Source organism: Leucobacter sp. 7(1) (assembly GCF_900163635.1).
GTDB lineage: Bacteria > Actinomycetota > Actinomycetes > Actinomycetales > Microbacteriaceae > Leucobacter.
In genome coordinates this window covers 28,870-47,638 of record NZ_FUID01000097.1, presented here as the reverse complement: position 1 = coordinate 47,638, position 18,769 = coordinate 28,870, and the positions used below count along the sequence as shown (strand labels likewise).

Here is an 18,769-nt window from a genome sequence, read left to right as displayed (position 1 = left end):
GGTATCGATGGGGTGGATGATCATCAGTGGTGAGGGCGGATGTGGTGGCAGGACACCGGGCAGCCCTGGACCCGCGCGGGACGCGCGAGTAGTGTTCGGAGTGCGTGGTCGAGGGGCCGCGGCGAGCGAATGGGGGAGTGCATGACCGAGATCATTGTGACCGGAGCTGCGGAGGGTCGGTTACCTGCAGATCGCGCAGAGGTGCAGCTGGGCGCGTCGCACACGGGGCCCGAACGCGCCGCGGTTGTAGCTGCGGCGGGCGCGCGCCACGCACAGCTTGTCGAGCGTGCCCAGCAGCTCGTGGCCGACGGATCCGCGGAAAGCTATACCGCGGAGGCAGTGACGACGTACACGAATTCATGGCGCGACGAGCGCGGCGCACAGATCGTGGAACACCGTGCCAACGTGAGCGTGGGTGTGGAACTCGTGGCGCTTGACCTCGTCGGTGCGCTCACCACCGAATTCGCTGAGGCTGGCACCGATGCGAACGTGTCCTGGAAGCTGAGCGATCCCGCGCGGCAGGCCGTGCTGCGAGAGTTGCGGGCGGCCGCAGTTGTGGACGCCCAGAGCGCCGCCGCCGACTATGCGGCCGCGCTGGGCGGGCCGGCGCTTGCGCTGCGCGAGATTCGCGACACAAGTGCGGGCCGCGGCGTCGCGCCGATTGGCGCCCCGCGCTTCGCGATGATGGCTGACGCGGGGGCACCGCCGGAGGTCACCGTGCACGACATCGGCGTGCGGGTCGAGATCGACGCGCGTTTCGGAACCGCCGAGTAGCCGGCCCGCATCGCGCCGCGCTGGTCAGGTGATCACCGGGCTAGCGCGGCGCGAGTGTCAGGGCAGCCCAGAGCTCAGCGCGCGCATCGGGGGAGTCGAGGTCGAGCTGGAGCAGACTCGCGGCGGTCTGCACGCGCGCCTTCAGCGTGTGGCGGTGGATGCCGAGTTCACTGGCCGCGGGGCTCGTCTGCCCGTGGTGGGCGAGCCAGGTCGCCAGGCTTTCTTCGATGCGGTCGTCGTGCCGTTCGTCGTGGTGACGTACCGGCCCCAGGAGTGCGGCAGCGCGACTCGCCGCCTCGGGCTGACCCGCGAGGAGTCGGAGGACACCGCCATGCAGTTCGGGGCGGTAATCGACAGGGGTGACCGCGACAGAGGCGAGTGCGTGCTCGAGCGCGCGATCGGCCTGGCCCAGGAGTTCGCTGAGCCCGGTGAGAGTGCCGCGCTCGGAGATCCCGGCGGGCAGATGATGGGCGACAAGCAGGCGGCGCACGGCGGGCAGGTGCCGGGTTTCGGCGACGATCAGAGGGGCTTCGGCGTAGCTTGCCCCGATGAGCCCGGGACTCCCTGCGTCGAGTGAGAGCAGGTCCTCGGTGAAGCTGGGATCCGGCTCGGCCGGGCTCCGGTAGCGCACGACCGCGATGGCCCCGGCCGGAATGCGCGTGAGTGTGCCCTCAGCGAGACGTTCGGCGAGCGGGATCTGACCCGAGATGAGGAGCTCGAGAATTGCGCCGCGCAGCGACGCCTGTGCTGCTCCGATTCCTGCGCGGTGTTCAAGTTGCACGGTGGCGAGGGCTGCGATGAGTCCAAGCAGGGTGCGTTCCGCGGTGTCCGGGGCGCCCGCATCAGCGACGACGAGGACGCCCAAGATCTGACCCTGGCGACCGAGCGCCTGCATTTGCAGCCCCGCGCTGGGGGTGCCTTCCGCGCTTTTCTCCCCGCCGATCCGGCCGGCGCTGAGGCCGCGCTCGACAAGGTGGCGGGTTTCGCGTCGGATCCAGTCCGGCTGCGGGGCGACGCTGCCGGGAAACGACGCGAACTCGACGAGTCGACCGGAGCGATCAGTGATCCCGACCCAGCGGCCGAGTCGCGCGGCGGCCTCCCGCACTGCGGCGCCGAGGCCGTCGCGATGCAACGACGCTGTCGTGACGGCGCGCTGTGAGTCGATTGCCCAGATGTCGCGATCCCGGGTCTGCGCGTCAAGGAGCCTGGCTGTGGTTTGCACGATCTCAATAAACGCGGTGTCGTAGGGCACGCGGAAGAGGGGCAGACCGAGCCTGTCGCAGGCGGCGACGAGCGACGCGGGAACACGGTCCCAGTGCAGCCCAACAGCGACCCCGAGCGCCGAGGTGCCAGCGTCGATGAGCCGCCTCGCATAGGCGTCGGCCTCGGTCTGATCCTGCACCGCATCGAAACGGGCACCCGTCGTGAGGAGTACCGTGCGCGCAGGGAGGAACGGGGTGGGATCTTCGAGCTCGCTGACGTGGACCCACTGCACGGGCCTGGCCGCGGTCAGCTCATCCGAGCCAGCGATCAGTACCAGGCTCAGCTGGTACTGATGCAGGAGTTCGCCGAGCTCGATTGTGGGATGGGTGCCCCCATCCGGGAGTGTCGCGAGGGTCACAGGGGCTCCCTAACCGTGATTGCCAGAAGCAATGCCAATGTGGCGAAAGATTGTCTGATTGATCTCCATTCTGGCACAGATGCGGGATCGCTAGCGGGGCTATGCTGAACCCGAATCAATCGGACGCGTGTGCGGTGCTGCCGCACGCGCGAAACCCACGCAAGGAGAACCCTTATGGTCGATGTCATCGGCGGCCCCTCGCTTCCGCAGGAGCGCAAGCTTGTTACCAGCATTCCTGGCCCGAAGTCGCAGGAACTGATCGCGCGTAAGAACGCCGCAGTTGCCGCTGGCGTGGGTGTGGCACTGCCCGTGTCGATCGTCGCCGCAGGCGGCGGCGTCATGGTTGACGCCGACGGCAACTCGCTCATCGACCTGGGCTCCGGCATCGCCGTGACCGGCGTGGGCAACTCGGCACCCGCAGTTGTCGAGGCTGTGACCGCACAGGTCCAGCAGTTCACGCACACCTGCTTCACCGTCACCCCGTACGAGGGCTACGTCGCCGTTGCTGAGAAGCTCAACGAGGTCACCCCCGGCGACCACGAGAAGCGTTCCGCGCTCTTCAACTCGGGCGCAGAGGCAGTGGAGAACGCGATCAAGATTGCTCGCCACTTCACCAAGAAGAACGCCGTCGTCGTCTTCGACCACGCGTACCACGGCCGCACAAACCTCACCATGGGGATGACCGCGAAGAACATCCCGTACAAGGATGGCTTCGGTCCCTTCGCTCCCGAGGTCTACCGCGTCGCGACCTCCTACCCGTACCGCGATGGCCTGTCCGGCGTCGAGGCTGCGGCAGTGTCGATCACGCAGATCGAGAAGCAGGTGGGCGCCGGCAACCTTGCCGCGATCATCATCGAGCCGATCCAGGGCGAGGGCGGCTTCATCGAGCCCGCAGCCGGCTTCCTCCCCGCACTGCAGGAGTGGGCAACCGCGAACAACGTTGTCTTCATCCTCGACGAGGTGCAGACCGGCTTCGCGCGCACGGGCGACATGTTCGCTGCGAACCAGGAGGGCGTTGTTCCTGACCTCGTCACCACCGCAAAGGGCATCGCCGGTGGCCTGCCCCTGTCGGCTGTGACCGGCCGCGCCGAAATCATGGATTCCGCTCACGCAGGTGGCCTCGGCGGCACCTACACGGGCAGCCCGATCGCGTGTGCCGCAGCCCTCGCAACGATCGACACCTACGAGAAGGAAAACCTGACCGAGCGCGCACGCGAGATCGGCGCAATCATCACGGAGTTCTTCACCGAACTGCAGAAGACCGATGACCGCATCGGCGACATCCGCGGCCGCGGCGCCATGATGGCTGTCGAGTTCGTCGAGTCGGGCACCACCACGCCCGCCGCAGCGCTGACAAGCGCGATCGCAAAGCACGCTGCGAACGAGGCTGTTATCCTCCTCACCTGCGGCACCTACGGCAACGTGGTCCGCTTCCTTCCGCCGCTCTCGATCTCCGATGAGCTGCTCCGCGAGGGCCTGCAGATCGTTGCAGACGCGCTCAAGGCAAACGCCTAACCGCTCCTTTCGAAAGGACACTGAATTATGGCTTTGAAGCCCAACGAGCAGGAACTGCTCGACCGCGTCCAGTCCGGCCTCGGCATCGGCGGCACCTGGGAGCCGTCCACCTCGGGCGCGACGCTCGATGTGCACGATCCCGCGACAGGCGAGGTCATCAAGTCGATCGCTGACGCCACCGTTGAGGACGGCGTCCGCGCCCTCGACGCTGCCGTCGCCGCGCAGGCTGCGTGGGCCGCGACCCCCAGCCGCGAGCGCTCGAACATCCTCCGCCGCACCTTCGACCTCCTTATGGAGCGCAAGGAAGATTTTGCGCTGCTCATGAGCATGGAAATGGGCAAGCCCATCGCCGAGGCTCGGGGCGAGGTCAACTACGGCGGCGAGTTCTTGCGCTGGTTCTCCGAGGAGGCCGTGCGCGTCCCCGGTGACTACCGCCAGAACCCCGAGGGCACGGGCAACATGCTCGTCTCGCAGATTCCTGTCGGCCCGTGCTACTTCATCACGCCGTGGAACTTCCCGCTTGCGATGGCGACCCGCAAGATCGCTCCGGCTCTGGCCGCGGGCTGCACCGTGGTCATCAAGCCGGCCGCTCTGACGCCGCTCACCACAATCTTCTTCGCGCAGCTGCTCGAAGAGGCTGGCCTTCCGGCCGGTGTGGTGAACGTCGTCGCGACGTCCAAGTCGAGCGCGCAGTCGAGCGCCCTCCTCTCGGACACGCGTCTGCGTAAGCTCAGCTTCACGGGATCCACCCCGGTGGGTGTGAAGCTGCTCGAGGCCGCGGCGCAGAACGTGCTCCGCACCTCCATGGAGCTCGGCGGCAACGCCCCCTTCATCGTGTTCGAAGACGCAGATCTCGACCGCGCGGTCGAGGGCGCGATGCTCGCGAAGTTCCGCAACATCGGCCAGGCCTGCACCGCCGCCAACCGCGTCATTGTGCACGAGTCCGTCGCGGACGAGTTCGTGCGCCGTGTGAGCGAGAAGGTTGCTGCCTTCTCGATCGGCCGCGGTGCCGAAGAGGGTTACGACATTGGCGCGCTCGTCGACGACAAAGCTGTGGCGAACACCGCACGTCTCGTTCAGGACGCAGTGGACACGGGCGCCACGGTCGTCACCGGTGGCGAAGCCATCGACGGCCCGGGCAACTTCTTCCAGCCCACCGTTGTTGACCACCTCACGCCGCAGTCTGCAATCATGCGCGAGGAGATCTTCGGACCGCTCCTCGGCGTGATTCGTTTCTCGACAGAAGAAGAAGCCGTCGAGATCGCGAACAACACCGAGTACGGCCTGATCAGCTACGTGTTCACGGAGAACATCCACCGTGGCCACCGCATGATCGAGAAGCTCGAGAGCGGCATGATGGGTCTGAACACCGGCCTTGTCTCCAACGCTGCGGCACCGTTCGGTGGCCTCAAGCAGTCCGGCCTCGGCCGCGAGGGCGGCTTCGAGGGCATCCACGAGTTCCTCTCGTCGAAGTACACGCTGCTGCCGCGCAACTAACGCGCTGAGCACTACGGAGGCCCCCGGGATCGCATGATCCCGGGGGCCTCCGTGCGTGGGAGGTTGATCGGTGTCGGCCGCTCTCGCCACAGGACACCCGAACCTGGCCGGATTCCGAGACCGAGCCTGTGCCCACTAGGGTGGAGGAAACCCGCGCGGGCGAGCCAAAGGTGGTGGGGTATGCGCATCTTGATCGTTGAGGACGACGTGCGAATGTCAGCCGCGCTCAGCGCCTTCCTTCGCAAATCCGGGTACGCCACGCACTGTGTGGCAGACGGTGCTTCCGCGCTCGCGGCGGTGAACGCAGAAACTGAAGCAGTGCTGTTGGATCTCGGGCTTCCCGACCTCGACGGCACCGAAGTGTGCCGCAGGATCCGGGCGGTGTCCGGTGTGCCCATCATTGTCGCGACCGCGCGCGGGCAGATCGAGGAGCGTATTCGCGGACTGCACGCTGGAGCCGATGACTTTCTCGTGAAACCCTACGACGTACGGGAACTTCTGGCTCGGCTCGAAGCGGTCACGCGACGGGTGCGCGCTGCCCCGGAAGACTGGGGCGCCGAACCGGGCGTCAGTCTCGATGGCTTGCATGTCGATCCGCTGCGGCGTATCGTCACGGTCGACGGTGACCCGATCGATCTGACACCCAAGGAATTCGACATTCTCGCGATGCTCGTTCGCTACCCCGGCGTTGCAGTACCGCGGGACCGGATGATCCGTGAGGTGTGGGGGAGCGAGTGGACGGGGTTCAGCCGTGCGCTCGAGGTGCACGTGGGGTCGCTCCGACGCAAGCTGGGCCGCGACTCTCTGATCTCCACGGTGCGCGGAGTGGGCTACCGGTTCGCCACGGCGGTCTAGCGTGCGCGCCCGTCTCATCACGGTGTTTCTTGCACCGCTCCTGTGTATCCTCCTCGCGCTGGGTGGGGCATATGCGTGGGCAGCAGCGCGCAGCTTGCAACAGGAGTTTGTGAGTCAGCAGCAGGGGGATCTGAGTTACTTCCTGACGTCCGCGAGGCAAGCCTTGCGCACGGAAAACCCCGGGATGCTGGAAAGTGAAATGCAGCGCTACGCCGAACTCTATGGAGCGCACATTGCGGTCGCGGATCGCACGGGGAACCTCTGGGATTTCGGTGATGGGCACGTCCGCTCCGAGAGCGCACGTGCGCAACTCGACCTTGCCTTGTCGGGGCGACGCAGTGATCTTGCGCCCGGGGCGCTCCCGTGGACCTTTCGTGAGAGCACTGTCGTGGAGCCCGTGTTTGACGATGGCAAGGTCATCGGTGCGGTCATGATCACGCTCAGCCTCGCCACGCTCCGCGAGAATATCCTGCTGCGCTGGAGCGTCCTTGTCGCTCTTTCCGTTCTCGCGATTCTGGTGCTCGTGTATGTGGGCATCCGCATGGCGGGGTGGGTACTCGCACCGATGCGGCGCCTCGACGACGCCATGGCCGCGATCGAGCACGGGGAGATGGACGCGCGGATCTCCGACGACACGGGCCCCCCTGAGGCAGGTCGCATGATCCGTGTGTTCAACAGCATGGCGGATGAAATCGAGGGGGTTGTATCGCGCCAGCAGGAGTTCGTATTGAACGCTTCGCACGAGCTACGAAACCCGCTCGGGGTGCTGATGCTTCGCCTCGAGGCCTTGGCGATGGGGCTCGATAAAAAATGGGACGACGAGGTTGAGGAAGTGCGGGCGGAGGGGCGGCGCATGGCAAGCATTCTCGACACGATGCTGCGGCTCGCCAGAGTCGATCAACGCGATAGCTCTTTTGCGCCTGTTGATCTTGCGGAGGCCGTCGCCGTCCGGGTCAGAGCCTGGCGCGATGCCGCGGCACGGAAAGACGTCACGTTGCTGCTCGACATCCGCGGTGCCGCGCTCTGCGTCACCGACCGTACTGCTGTGGAGAGCGCCCTCGACGCGGTGCTCGACAACGCTGTGAAGTTTGCTCCGGCGGGAAGCATCGTGGGGGTCACCGTCGAACGTGCCGGTATGGTGTGTCGTATCGCTGTGCAAGATCAGGGGCCCGGACTCGCCCCAGAAGATCTCGAACGGGTGACTGATCGATTCTGGCGCAGTCCCCGAGACCAAAACGTTCAGGGCTCGGGCCTCGGTCTCGCTATTGCCACCGACCTCCTCGCGGGTCTCGGTGGCGAGGTGCGAATTGCTTCGCCGCCCAACGCGGGGCTTCGCGTCACGCTGCAGATCCCGTCCGGGGAACCGGTATGACGCGGCGCGGTGTGACGTGGCGGCGCCGGTGGCTGGGCCTGCTCAGCACTGTGGTCCTGCTGTGTGTCGGTGCCGGGACTGTGGCCGGCTGTACACCGGAATATGCCCGTGAACGCGATCAGTATGTCATCGCAGGCGGGAATCCGGCGGGCGTGTACTCGCGCTACGGGACTGAACTCGCGGCGGCGATGACCGCGGAATTGCCGATCTCCGTCGAAACCTCTGAAACGCAAGGCTCAGTTGACAACCTGCGCCGGGTCGCCGCGGGTGAGGCGTTCCTCGGATTCGCGCAGGGCGATACTGCGGCGGATGCCGTGGTGGGTTCTGGCGAGTTTGCCCGCCCACTCCCGATCCGGGCCGTCGCGCGCGTGTACGACGAATACGTGCACATCGTCGTTCCCGAGGATTCCCCGATCATGAGCCTGTCGGACCTCGCGGGACGGCCGGTGTCCTTGGGGTCACGAGACTCCGGGGTGCAGGTTATCGCGGGGCGGCTCTTCGAAGCCACTGGACTCTCGATCGACGACGTGCAGAACGCCGCACTCGGCGTCGACGATTCAATAACCGCGCTGCGCGAGGGGAAAATCGAGGCATTCTTTTGGGTGGGGGCGCTCCCGACTCCGGGGATCGAACAACTCGCGGAGGGCACGCCCATTCGGATGGTGGCGATCGGCCCGGATACGATCGCTCGGGTGAACGAGGGCCACGCTGGCGTCTATCGCGTGGCAGATTTCCCATCCGGGAGCTATGGCGTGGAACGGCACGTGACCACAATGACGGTGCCAAACTACCTGGTGACCTCTGCTGCGGCACCCGAAGCGTTGATTGCTGATGCGCTTGACGTGCTGTTCCGCTCGCGTGCAACGATAGCCGGAGAGGTTCGGGCCGCTGAGTTTCTGGACCGGCGGCAGGCGATCTTCACCGCTCCGGTCGCCCTGCACTCGGGGGCCTCCCGGTACTACGTCGACAGCCGCCGATAGGCGTCGCCGCCGGTACGGCGGCCGTCCTCGTCCTCGATGCTCAAGAAACCCTCAAGGAGGGTGAGAGCTTCGCTCGGCTCTCCTACCTTGGGGCATAGACCGGTTCGAAGGTGAAGCAGTCGGAAATGTTGCCATCCTCGGGTGCTTCCTCTCCGGGCCGTCGGAGAGAAGTCCAGGCCCAGCGGCGCGCACACTGCGCAGCGGGCCCCGAATGAGAGGCATGAGGCATGAGCGAACCGCTCGTCGTTGTCGAAAACGTCCAGAAACACTACGGCGATTTTCAGGCGCTGACCGACATTGACCTCACGGTCGAAGCCGGCGAGGTCGTGGTGATTCTCGGCCCGTCGGGTTCCGGGAAATCGACGCTGTGCCGCACAATCAATCGTCTGGAAACGATCACGAGTGGCTCGATCCGGATCGACGGGAAAGAGTTGCCCGCTGAGGGGAAGGGCTTGGCGCAGCTGCGGGCTGAGGTGGGCATGGTTTTCCAGTCATTTAACCTGTTTGCCCATCTCACGATCCTCGAAAACGTCACCCTGGGTCCGTTGAAGGTGCGGGGGCTCAGTGCAGCCGACGCAGCCCGGGAAGCGATGGCACTGCTCACCCGGGTGGGCGTGGAGAAGCAGGCCGGGAAGCTGCCGGCGCAGCTTTCGGGCGGCCAGCAGCAGCGCGTGGCCATCGCTCGTGCGCTCGCCATGCACCCGAAGGTCATGCTCTTCGACGAGCCGACAAGCGCGCTCGATCCGGAGATGATCAATGAGGTGCTCGATGTCATGGTCGGTCTGGCCAAAGAGGGCATGACCATGATCGTGGTCACGCACGAGATGGGATTCGCGCGGCGTGCGGCGGACCGCGTGGTGTTCATGGCGGATGGTCAGATCGTCGAGCAAGCCACGCCCGAGGAGTTCTTCACGAACCCGCGAACAGCACGCGCGCAAGACTTCCTCTCCAAGCTCATCACGAATTGAGGGCTCCAGCGTCGCTGAGCCACGAGATTTACTCACCAATGTCGAGAACTGTCCAGAGACGGGCAGGCTCGCACAACATGAAGGGAACGCACACATGCGATTCACCAAAGCACTGACCACGGTCGGTTTCCTTGCCGCCGCGGCGCTCACGCTCACCGCCTGCAACAGTGGCAGCCCTGCCGGGGAAGCCAGCGGTGGCGATGCCGGCGAGGGTGGCACAAGCTCAAGCGCGACACCCTGGGAAGTCGCCGACGGGGTGACGCTCGAGGGGAGCCCCACCTTCGCAAAGATCGCTGATCGCGGGGAGGTTGTGATTGGAGTGAAAGAGGACCAGCCCGGGCTGGGCTATCTCGACACCGTGACGAAGGAACGCAGTGGTTTCGACGTGGATGTGGCGCGCTGGATCGCTGCGTCACTGGGCTACGACGAAGAAAATATCGAGTTTAAGGCGATCGCATCAGCGAACCGAGAGCAGGCGATCAAGAACGGTGACGTTGATTACTACGTCGGCACCTACTCGATCAACGACAAGCGCAAGCAGGACATCGACTTCGCGGGCCCGTACTTCGTTACCGGCCAGGGGCTCCTGGTGAAGTCTGACGGCACGGACTACCAGTCGTTGGAAGAGCTTGACGGAAAGACTGTGTGTTCCGCGACCGGATCGACTCCGATTCAGAACATCAAGGAGAACTTCCCGAAGATCAAGGCTCAGGAGTTTGATCTCTATTCCGCCTGCGTGGAGGGGCTGATCAACGGTCAGGCCGATGCGGTCACGACGGATCAGGCGATCCTGATCGGATACGCGGCGCAGGATCCGGACAACCTGATGGTCACCACCGGGCCGCTGCTCACCGAGGAGAACTACGGTGTCGGCTTGCCGAAGGGTGATGATGCGTTGCGCGAGCACATCAACACGCTGTTCACGGATGGCGGAGATACCTGGCAGGCAATCTTTGACCAGAACCTCGGAAGCTCGGGGATCACGGTCGACCAGCCCCAGGTCGACGCCTACTAGTCCGAATGACTCTCGGGGTGGGGCGCACGAGATGCGACCCACCCCGGGATTCCTGTCTGAGAGGAAGACGCATGGACGTCATCTTCGGAAATCTCGATTTGTGGGGAACCGCGATTCGGAACACGCTGCTCGTCTTTGTACTGGGGGGAATTCTCGCGCTCGGTCTGGGCATGATCGTCGGGGCGATGCGGGTGTCCCCGGTGCCGGTGGCCCGGGCTGTGGGCACACTGTATGTGACGCTGATCCGGAACACACCGCTGACGCTCGTGTTCTTTTTCTTTGTCTTTGGGTATTCGGCCCTGGGCTTCAAGACTCGGGTCGAGCCACTGATCCTGGGTGTGCTTGCTATCGGGATCTATACGGCCACCTATGTCGCCGAGGTGTTGCGGGCGGGCATCAACACCGTCCCTGTGGGCCAGGCTGAAGCGGCTCGTGCGATCGGCCTCCCGTTTGGGAAGGTCATGACGCTTGTTGTCCTTCCCCAGGCATTTCGTTCAGTGGTGCCCCCAATGATGAGCGTGTTCATTGCGCTCTTGAAGAACACCACGATCGCCGCAGGCTTCTCCGTTGCTGAGCTCGCCGCGATGCGCGCCACGATCAACGATGCGGCCGGCCGGCCGGGCAACCCGATGGAAGTGCTCCTGTGGGTCGCGCTCGCGTTTGTGCTCATGGTGTTTGTGCTCAGTTTCATTCAGAACCGGCTTGAGAAGAGATGGAGGATCGCACGATGAGTACCTCGGTGCTGTATGACGTGCCCGGTCCACGGGCGATCCTGCGCAACCGCGTGATCGCGATGATCACGATCGTGGTGGTGATCGCGATCGTCGGCTTTTTCGTGTACAGGTTCTCGCTCACCGGCCAGTTCTCGGCCGCGAAGTGGGGAATCTTCACGTACTCGACGATCTGGGAGCAGATCCTTCAGGCGCTCGGAAAGACGCTGAGTGCGTTTGCTGCGGCGGCCGCTGGCAGTATCGTGCTCGGATTTGTGCTCGCGATTGGGCGGCTGTCGGATCATCGGGTTGTGCGCGTGCCTGTCGCCGCGATCACCGAGGTGTTCCGTGCCGTCCCCGTGCTGGTCATGATGATGCTGCTCTACTACGGTCTGCCGTCGGTCGGCGTGCGGATGGAGCCGTACTGGGCCGTCGTGATCGCGCTCGTGATCTACAACGGCTCCGTGCTTGCGGAAGCGTTGCGTGCGGGTATCGAGTCACTGCCACGCGGACAGAAGGAGGCCGGCTACGCGATCGGCTTGCGGAAGAGCGGCGTGATGCGGCTTATCCTGCTGCCGCAGGCGGTGCGTGCGATGCTGCCGGTGATTGTGTCGCAGCTTGTGGTCACCATGAAGGATACGGCGCTCGGCTTCATTATCACGTATCCCGAGTTGCTGTATTTGGCAAAGCAGCTCTCAAGCAATGTGCAGTTTGGGCGCCCGTTGTTGCCGTCGGCGATTGTCATCGGCGGTATTTACATCGCGATGTGCCTCATTCTCTCGGGGGTAGCAAAGTGGCTCGAAGCGCGCACGAATAAGTCGCCGCGGACCCGGGGGCGCCGTGGCGGTGCACACCCTGTGACTGCGACCGTGCCCGTGCAGCCGAACGATCCGCGGTTGCACCCCGAGGGCACAAACACGGAGATAATCTCGACGCAATACCGAGATGGTGATCGGTAGCGCCGGATCACGGGCGGCCGCGGCGGGCCGTCTGTGATCGCGGCGGCGGCGACGGCGGCGACGACCGCGGCGGCGGTGTTGCCTGACGGGCTGGGCTGGGAGACGCTCGTTCTCCTCTGCATTGCCGCCTTCGCCGCGGGCTGGATCGACGCCGTCGTGGGAGGCGGTGGGCTCTTGCAGCTGCCTGCGCTCCTGCTGGTTCCCGGAATCACCCCACTTCAAGCCCTCGCCACGAACAAGCTCGCGTCCGTATTTGGTACGGCCTCAAGCAGCGCAAGCTACTACGTCACCGTTCGTCCGTCGCTGCGCACAACGTTGCCCATGGCGGGCATCGCGCTTGCGGGAGCATACGGGGGTGCCTCGTTTGCGTCCTTCCTGCCCGCGTCAGTCTTCAAACCCGTCATCGTGGGGGCCTTGCTTGTCGTCGCGTTGATCACGTTGTTCAGACCTACGCTTGGTGCCGTCACCAGATTGAAGTATCGCGGGACTCGGCATCTCCTGACGGGTCTCGCAATTGGCGTCTCGATTGGCTTTTACGACGGCCTGCTCGGGCCTGGGACCGGGACGTTTCTCATCATCTCCCTCGTGGGATTTCTGGGCTACGATTTCCTGCACGCGAGCGCGCAGGCGAAAATCGTGAACTTCGCCACAAATGTGGGTGCGCTCCTGTTTTTCATCCCCTTGGGCGCGGTACTGTGGCCGTTCGGGCTCGTGATGGGTGTGGCGAACTTCATTGGCGCACTTGTCGGATCGCGGATGGCGATTGCTCGGGGGAGCCGGTTTATTCGCGTACTCTTCCTGATCGTCGTTGCCGTGCTTATTGCCAAGCTCGGCTGGGATATCTGGAATGAGAACCTGCGTTAGCTACGCCGCAGTCCGAGCTCCTCGCGCACCTCGGCGAGCCGGAGCTCCACCTCTGCGACGCGAGCTTGAGAGATTCCCGCGACCGCCGCGAATTCGGGCCAGCGCGCTACGGTACTGACGGTCATCGCGATCGTGTCGCGAGCGCCCGGCACATCGAACTGGTCTGCCAGCGTGAGGAGGTCCGCCGCAGTGATGCCCTGGAACTTCCCGTTCACCGACATGAGGTGCTGTCGCAGCCACTCGCTGTCGGGGCTGTACGCGTAGGTCACGTCATATGCGGGGGAGAGTGCCCACTTGCCTGAGCGATCCATGATGAACGAGTGGTTTTTCGTGTGGTCGTCATTGTTTGCGGCGATGACGTTGAAACAGGCTCGGCGAAAGAGTTCCGCGAGGGTGTCTGGGCCGAGCCCGATCTCCTCGGCAACGAGAAACAGCGTGGCGGTGTCGTGGGTGCCAGTCTCGTTGTAGTCCGCCGCCGCCATCGCGCAGAGCGATTGCATGTGCAATCGTTCGCCCGTGCTCCCGGGGCGGTCGAAGCGGCGGGTCATGAAGTGGGCGCGACCGCCTTCCTCAAGTAGCCGACACTCCGACATTTCTATACCGGACGCACGGGCCATGAGCGAGTACGCGTATTCGGTGCGCCCGTACTCTCCGCTCGCGCCGAGCTGGGTATCCTGACCGACACCGTCGAATTTCAGGAGCCACTGTTCGAAGCCGTCAGGTGCCGGGATGCCGCCGGCCCGGATCTCGTCACTTGCGGGGTTCCACGCGATGATGGCTTTGGCTCGCGCCCCGCCCGCGGAACTGCCGACCTGCAGGAGCTCAGTGACTGCGTCGGTGCGCCCGTTTTCGCTTAGGGAGCCGTGCACGGCGGCGCGCGCCGCTTCCACGAGTTGCGCAAGTTCGAGTGAGCTTGCTGCGGCGCCGGGGGACTGTGCCGGATGAAACGTCAGGGCGCCCATCGCCCGCTCGCCGACATAGGCCAGGCGGTCAATGGGGCGGATCTCTCCCGGGCGCAGGCCCTCGCGGGCGAGCGCTGCGGCGATCACGGAGTTGCCGAAGCGGTCCGGTGCCGAGTCGGCGATCATTGGCGGCAGGCCGTGGAAAGTCTCGGACGCAAGTCCGGGGAAGCTCCAGATGCGCCCGCGCGGTGTGGTGGGCATCTGGAGGGGGGACAGCTCGAGATCCCGCCAGCCGGGGGCATACTCGAAGCTCGCGATCCCGGCACGTCCGCTCGAGAGCGCCCCGACGGTGGTGCCCCACGCGCGGACCTCGAGGACGTCGACCTGTGTGAACACCACGGTCTACTGTTCCGTTCCACGGTTGCGTGGGGCGGAAGCCCCACTGCGCTGTTGCGCGCGGAGCAAGGCCATGGGGCTCGGCCCGGGATCGGGGGCGAGTTCGTCGAGCCAGTCGCTGCGTCCCAGCGCGCGGACTACCCTGATGAGGGTCGCGAGACTGGATCCCTCGCCCCGCTCGAGCGCGCTGACGGAGTTGCGGTTGACGTTGGCACGTTGGGCGAGTTCGGCCTGCGTCCACTGTTCGAGACTGCGCGCGCGGCGCACCTGCTCACCGAGGTGCGCTTCCCACCGTTCCGTCGGCCAACGACGTGTGACTAACTTTTCAGGCATATATGAAGAGTACGCCCGATTTGCCTAGAAATCTAGGCACTGATTCGACAAGCTAGTGCGTGTCGACCGGGTGCGGAGCGTCGAGCTCTGCCCACCACAGCACGGTCTCTCCGTAGCGCTTCTCCCGCACCAACACGAGCCCGGCGGGCCACGAGGGCTGAGGTGTCCGCGTGCTGCGTTCCACGAGCACCATGGCGTCCTCCGCGAGCAGGGGGATGAGCGAGCGGAGGTTGTCGGTGAGCTCCGCCTCACCCAGATCGTAGGGCGGATCCAGGAGAGCGACGTCCCATTGGGGTCGCGAATCCCGTTCCCCGGCGGCATCCAAATACGCCTGCACGGACTGGCGCACAACTTCGACGGTGGGCGCATCGCCCCCGCGGAACGCCGCGAGCACCGTGCGTGCGTTCCGTTGTGCAACCTGCGCGGCCTGCGGGTGCTTCTCGACAAGTGCGACCGAGGCAGCACCTCGGCTCGCAGCCTCGAGCCCCAGTGCGCCGGACCCCGCGTATAAGTCCAAGACGCGCGCATCGGTCACAAGTCCCCAGGACTCGAGTGCGGAGAATATTGCCTCCCGCACGCGGTCGCTCGTGGGACGCGTCCCTGCTTTCGGTACGTCAAGGCGAAGCGAGCCCGCGGCTCCGGCGATTACTCTGGTCACCCCATGAGCGTAGCGTGCGTCCCGGGGTGATCATCGTCAATGTCAGGCCTCACCGATACGCTGGAAACATGTCCACGGTCACTCTTGCCACCGGCCTTGCAGGCGTCGTCGGCGCCCGCACAGCGAAGGCGCTCGACAAGAGCTTCGAGATGCTGACCGTCGGCGACCTGGTGGCCCACATTCCGCGACGGTATTCTCGCCGGGGAGAGCTCACCCCACTCGCGGGTCTTCCTGTGGGCGAGCAGATCACGGTCGTGGCGCAGGTCCTCGACACGCAATCACGGCAGATGCAGCGTCGACGGGGCAACATTCTGGTGGTCAGGATCACCGACGGCACGGGGATCCTCTCGCTCACGTTCTTCAATCAGGAGTGGCGCGTCAAGGATCTGCGCCCAGGCCGGCGCGGCATCTTTGCGGGGAAGGTCAGCGCGTACCAGAGCACGTTGCAGCTCCAGCATCCGGAATACGAACTCTTCGAGAACGTTCACGATGCGCCCGGGGGCGAGCAGCTCGACGAGGCCGCAGCGAAGATGTGGTCCGAAACCCCGGTCCCGATCTACCCGGCCACCGCGCAGGTGCCGAGCTGGACCGTGGCGAAAGCGATGGGGGTCGCGCTTGACGCGTTGGAGCCGATTCCCGAGCCACTCCCGGTCGAGATCCTCGCAACCGAGGGGATCATGGGGCTGAACGAAGCGCTGGAGCTTGTGCACCGACCGCAGAGCGACGTTGACTGGCGTAACGCCCGGCGTAGCCTGCTCTTCCGGGAATCGTTTGAGCTGCAGCTTGCGCTCTTGGACCGCCGGCGTCGCGCGTCTGAGGCTCCCAGTACGCCTCGCCCGCCGGGGGGCAACGAGCTCGCCCGTTTCGACGCGGCGCTGCCGTTCCGACTGACGGGGGATCAGGGCATGGCGGGCGCCGATATTGCGGCGGACCTTGCACAAGCGCATCCCATGCAACGACTGCTGCAGGGTGAAGTCGGATCTGGGAAAACCCTTGTCGCGTTGCGCGCCATGCTGCAGGTTGCCGGGAGCGGCGGTCAGAGCGCGCTTCTCGCCCCTACGGAGGTGCTCGCGGCCCAGCACTTCCGATCGATCACGGAGATCCTCGGCCCCGAACTCGCGGCCGAGCTCCACCCGGTCCTGCTGACCGGGAAGATGCCGGCTGCGGAGCGCAAGCGTGCGCTGCTTGCCCTTGCTGCGGGGGCCTCGCGCATCGCTGTGGGTACCCACGCCCTCCTCAGCGACACCGTGACGTTCGCCGACCTTGGCTTCATTGTGGTAGACGAGCAACACCGCTTCGGCGTGGAGCAGCGCGAAGCGCTTCGCCGCAAAGGGGCGCAACCACACGTGCTCGCCATGACGGCAACGCCGATCCCGCGCACCGTTGCACTGACCGCATTCGGTGATCTTGAGGTCACGACGATCCGCGAGCTTCCGCCGGGCCGTCAGGGAATCGCAACCTTTGCTGTACCCGAGCTGGAGATGCCGAATCGTGCCGCGCGGGTCTGGACACGGGCGGTCGAGGATCTGCACGCCGGACGCCAGGTGTACATCGTGTGCCCGGCAATTGCCCCGGACGAGGTCGAGGCCGGCAGTGAGCCGCTGGAGGACGCGGCAGACGCGGTCGCGTCCAGTGCGGGCCCGGGATCCGGCGCTCCGCCGCAGCGCCCGCTCGCGAATGTTGAAGACACCCTCGCGGAGTTGCGCGCGCGGCCCGACTTCGCGGGCATCCCGATGGAGGGGCTCCACGGCGGCATGTCCGGGCCCGAGAAGGACCGGATCATGCGGGGTTTCGCCGACGGGGAGATCAAGCTGCTCGTCGCGACCACCGTGATCGAGGTGGGCGTCAACGTTCCCAATGCGAGCATCATGATCGTGCGGGACGCGGACCGCTTCGGCATCTCCCAGCTGCACCAGCTCCGCGGCCGGGTGGGGCGTGGTGAACACCCTGGACTCTGCCTCCTCATGACCGCCGCCGAGCAGGGCACAGTGGCGCGCGAGCGCATCGACGCGGTAGCCGCCACCGTTGACGGCTTCATGCTTGCCGAGGTCGATCTGGAACTGCGGCGCGAGGGCGACATCCTCGGCACGATGCAGTCGGGCGGGCGATCCAAGCTTCGCCTGCTGCGTGTTGCGGAACATCGTGAACTGATCGAGCACACTCGAGAATTGGCGGCGGCGCTGTTGGATCGCGATCCCAACCTGGGCTTCGCTCCCGAGCTTGCGGCGCGGCTCGAGTGGGAACGGGTTGTCGGCCAGCTCGACAATCTCGCGAAGTCGTAGCCCGCGGGCGTCCGATCCGGCGCAACGTCATACCGAGGTACCACCCACAGAGGCACCTCCGGCCGATGTGCATGCGCCCGGTGAACCCTACCTTGGAAGTATCGCCGAACTCCGGCACAGTTACCCCAAGGAGACCCCATGATCGAGGCACGTGGCCTGAGCAAGCGCTATGGCAGCAAGCTCGCCGTCGACGATGTGAGCTTCACGATTCAGCCCGGCCAAGTGACCGGCTTCCTCGGCCCGAACGGGGCCGGGAAGTCCACGGCGATGCGACTCATGGTCGGCCTAGACCGGCCCACGAGCGGTACCGTGACGGTGCACGGGAGCCGCTACGCGGATCTCCCCGCCCCGATGCACGAGGTTGGGGCGCTGCTCGACGCCAAGGGTGTGCATCCCGGCCGGAGCGCGCGGAGTCACCTCCGGGCACTCGCGGCCACGCACCGTCTGCCAGAGCGTCGTGTTGACGAGGTGCTCGAACAGACAGGCCTCACGGCGGTTGCGCAGCGCCGAGTCGGCGGATTCTCCCTGGGAATGGGGCAGCGTCTCGGAATCGCCGCGGCACTGCTCGGCGATCCGCGTGTGCTCATCCTCGATGAGCCCGTGAACGGGCTCGATCCCGACGGGGTGCTCTGGGTACGTCAGCTCGTGCGCCACCTGGCGAGCGAGGGCCGGACGGTGCTGCTGTCGAGTCACCTGATGAGCGAGATGGCGCAGACGGCCGATCACGTCATCGTGTTGGGTCGGGGTCGCGTGGTCGCGGACGCTCCGATTGCGGAATTTGTGTCCGCGGGCAGGGAGACGCGCGTGACCGTGCGTAGTCCGGAAGCGGCTCGCCTCGCCTCGCTGCTCATGTCCGGACCGAATAGCACCGCAGGGCTGGAACCGGCGGGGGAGGACAGCTTCACCGTGACCGGCCTCACTGCCGCGCAGATCGGAGAGCTGGCGGCCGCGCACGGCCTCGTGCTCCACGAGCTCAGCCCCGTCGCGGCGACCCTCGAGGACGCCTACCTGGAACTCACCCGCACCGAGCTGGAGTACGCGGCCGCCTAGCGCGGGCCGCCTCCGAAC

At 65.6% G+C, this 18,769-nt stretch carries 17 protein-coding genes; 13 read left to right on the top strand and 4 right to left on the bottom strand.

What is annotated here, in order from left to right; genetic code table 11:
- Positions 1–141: 141 nt before the first annotated feature.
- Positions 142–774 (top strand): SIMPL domain-containing protein, encoded by a 633-nt coding sequence (locus FM113_RS17060; protein WP_176387282.1) that lies wholly within the window; start codon positions 142–144, stop codon positions 772–774.
- A gap of 40 nt (positions 775–814) precedes the next feature.
- On the opposite strand, the gene FM113_RS17055 is transcribed toward FM113_RS17060, so the two are convergent.
- Complete coding sequence (locus FM113_RS17055; protein ID WP_087016050.1) at positions 815–2,395, bottom strand: PucR family transcriptional regulator; 1,581 nt, start codon at positions 2,393–2,395, stop codon at positions 815–817.
- Positions 2,396–2,569: 174 nt separating this feature from the next.
- Between FM113_RS17055 and gabT the strand changes: the two genes are divergently transcribed.
- The 10 genes from gabT to FM113_RS17005 all read left to right on the top strand — a co-directional run bounded on the left by gabT (position 2,570) and on the right by FM113_RS17005 (position 13,130).
- Positions 2,570–3,910 (top strand): 4-aminobutyrate--2-oxoglutarate transaminase, encoded by a 1,341-nt coding sequence (gabT, locus tag FM113_RS17050; RefSeq protein WP_087016048.1) that lies wholly within the window; start codon positions 2,570–2,572, stop codon positions 3,908–3,910.
- Between the two features lie 27 nt (positions 3,911–3,937).
- Positions 3,938–5,407 (top strand): NAD-dependent succinate-semialdehyde dehydrogenase, encoded by a 1,470-nt coding sequence (locus tag FM113_RS17045; RefSeq protein ID WP_087016047.1) that lies wholly within the window; start codon positions 3,938–3,940, stop codon positions 5,405–5,407.
- 180 nt (positions 5,408–5,587) lie between these two features.
- Entirely contained in the window at positions 5,588–6,262 is a 675-nt protein-coding gene (locus FM113_RS17040) for a response regulator transcription factor (protein ID WP_087016045.1), read from the top strand.
- A gap of 1 nt (position 6,263) precedes the next feature.
- Complete coding sequence (locus FM113_RS17035; protein ID WP_087016043.1) at positions 6,264–7,634, top strand: HAMP domain-containing sensor histidine kinase; 1,371 nt, start codon at positions 6,264–6,266, stop codon at positions 7,632–7,634.
- On the top strand, positions 7,631–8,614 hold the full coding sequence (locus tag FM113_RS17030) for a TAXI family TRAP transporter solute-binding subunit (protein WP_087016042.1): 984 nt from the start codon (positions 7,631–7,633) through the stop codon (positions 8,612–8,614). The genes FM113_RS17035 and FM113_RS17030 overlap by 4 nt, the downstream gene beginning before the upstream one ends.
- Before the next feature lie 227 nt (positions 8,615–8,841).
- The gene (locus tag FM113_RS17025; protein ID WP_087016040.1) at positions 8,842–9,582 is read left to right on the top strand and encodes an amino acid ABC transporter ATP-binding protein; all 741 of its coding nucleotides are present in this window, start codon (positions 8,842–8,844) and stop codon (positions 9,580–9,582) included.
- A gap of 94 nt (positions 9,583–9,676) precedes the next feature.
- Positions 9,677–10,597, top strand: coding sequence for a glutamate ABC transporter substrate-binding protein (locus FM113_RS17020; protein WP_087016038.1), 921 nt, complete (start codon positions 9,677–9,679; stop codon positions 10,595–10,597).
- Positions 10,598–10,668: 71 nt separating this feature from the next.
- On the top strand, positions 10,669–11,328 hold the full coding sequence (locus FM113_RS17015; protein WP_087016036.1) for an amino acid ABC transporter permease: 660 nt from the start codon (positions 10,669–10,671) through the stop codon (positions 11,326–11,328).
- Positions 11,325–12,266 (top strand): amino acid ABC transporter permease, encoded by a 942-nt coding sequence (locus FM113_RS17010; protein WP_254909070.1) that lies wholly within the window; start codon positions 11,325–11,327, stop codon positions 12,264–12,266. The genes FM113_RS17015 and FM113_RS17010 overlap by 4 nt, the downstream gene beginning before the upstream one ends.
- 75 nt (positions 12,267–12,341) lie before the next feature.
- Complete coding sequence (locus tag FM113_RS17005; protein WP_217896043.1) at positions 12,342–13,130, top strand: TSUP family transporter; 789 nt, start codon at positions 12,342–12,344, stop codon at positions 13,128–13,130.
- Here FM113_RS17005 and FM113_RS17000 read toward each other — a convergent pair.
- The 3 genes from FM113_RS17000 to rsmD are packed head-to-tail and all read right to left on the bottom strand — an operon-like array spanning position 13,127 to position 15,419.
- On the bottom strand, positions 13,127–14,431 hold the full coding sequence (locus FM113_RS17000; RefSeq protein WP_087016033.1) for a type II toxin-antitoxin system HipA family toxin: 1,305 nt from the start codon (positions 14,429–14,431) through the stop codon (positions 13,127–13,129). The two genes, FM113_RS17005 and FM113_RS17000, sit on opposite strands and share 4 nt — an antisense overlap.
- Before the next feature lie 3 nt (positions 14,432–14,434).
- Complete coding sequence (locus tag FM113_RS16995) at positions 14,435–14,761, bottom strand: helix-turn-helix transcriptional regulator (RefSeq protein ID WP_087016031.1); 327 nt, start codon at positions 14,759–14,761, stop codon at positions 14,435–14,437.
- Positions 14,762–14,813: 52 nt separating this feature from the next.
- Positions 14,814–15,419, bottom strand: a complete 606-nt coding sequence (gene rsmD, locus FM113_RS16990) for a 16S rRNA (guanine(966)-N(2))-methyltransferase RsmD (RefSeq protein WP_087016029.1) — start codon at positions 15,417–15,419, stop codon at positions 14,814–14,816.
- A 68-nt stretch (positions 15,420–15,487) separates the two neighbouring features.
- Here rsmD and FM113_RS16985 point away from each other — a divergent pair, with 68 nt between their 5' ends.
- Both FM113_RS16985 and FM113_RS16980 read left to right on the top strand, forming a co-directional pair.
- Positions 15,488–17,701: an ATP-dependent DNA helicase RecG gene (locus tag FM113_RS16985; protein WP_087016027.1), complete on the top strand. Its 2,214-nt coding sequence runs from the start codon at positions 15,488–15,490 to the stop codon at positions 17,699–17,701.
- 138 nt (positions 17,702–17,839) lie between these two features.
- Positions 17,840–18,751 carry an ABC transporter ATP-binding protein gene (locus FM113_RS16980; RefSeq protein ID WP_087016025.1) on the top strand — a complete coding sequence of 304 codons (912 nt, stop codon included), beginning with the start codon at positions 17,840–17,842 and terminating at the stop codon, positions 18,749–18,751.
- The last annotated feature ends 18 nt before the right edge of the window (positions 18,752–18,769 follow it).

Bases quoted from the DNA above. Each gene is read 5' to 3' on its own strand.
- FM113_RS17015 (WP_087016036.1), top strand. From the start codon at position 10,669: ATGGACGTCATCTTCGGAAATCTCGATTTGTGGGGAACCGCGATTCGG.
- FM113_RS17040 (WP_087016045.1), top strand. From the start codon at position 5,588: ATGCGCATCTTGATCGTTGAGGACGACGTGCGAATGTCAGCCGCGCTC.
- gabT (WP_087016048.1), top strand. From the start codon at position 2,570: ATGGTCGATGTCATCGGCGGCCCCTCGCTTCCGCAGGAGCGCAAGCTT.
- FM113_RS17025 (WP_087016040.1), top strand. From the start codon at position 8,842: ATGAGCGAACCGCTCGTCGTTGTCGAAAACGTCCAGAAACACTACGGC.
- FM113_RS16995 (WP_087016031.1), bottom strand. From the start codon at position 14,761: ATGCCTGAAAAGTTAGTCACACGTCGTTGGCCGACGGAACGGTGGGAA.
- FM113_RS17020 (WP_087016038.1), top strand. From the start codon at position 9,677: ATGCGATTCACCAAAGCACTGACCACGGTCGGTTTCCTTGCCGCCGCG.
- FM113_RS17030 (WP_087016042.1), top strand. From the start codon at position 7,631: ATGACGCGGCGCGGTGTGACGTGGCGGCGCCGGTGGCTGGGCCTGCTC.
- FM113_RS17045 (WP_087016047.1), top strand. From the start codon at position 3,938: ATGGCTTTGAAGCCCAACGAGCAGGAACTGCTCGACCGCGTCCAGTCC.
- FM113_RS17010 (WP_254909070.1), top strand. From the start codon at position 11,325: ATGAGTACCTCGGTGCTGTATGACGTGCCCGGTCCACGGGCGATCCTG.
- FM113_RS16980 (WP_087016025.1), top strand. From the start codon at position 17,840: ATGATCGAGGCACGTGGCCTGAGCAAGCGCTATGGCAGCAAGCTCGCC.
- FM113_RS16985 (WP_087016027.1), top strand. From the start codon at position 15,488: ATGTCCACGGTCACTCTTGCCACCGGCCTTGCAGGCGTCGTCGGCGCC.
- FM113_RS17060 (WP_176387282.1), top strand. From the start codon at position 142: ATGACCGAGATCATTGTGACCGGAGCTGCGGAGGGTCGGTTACCTGCA.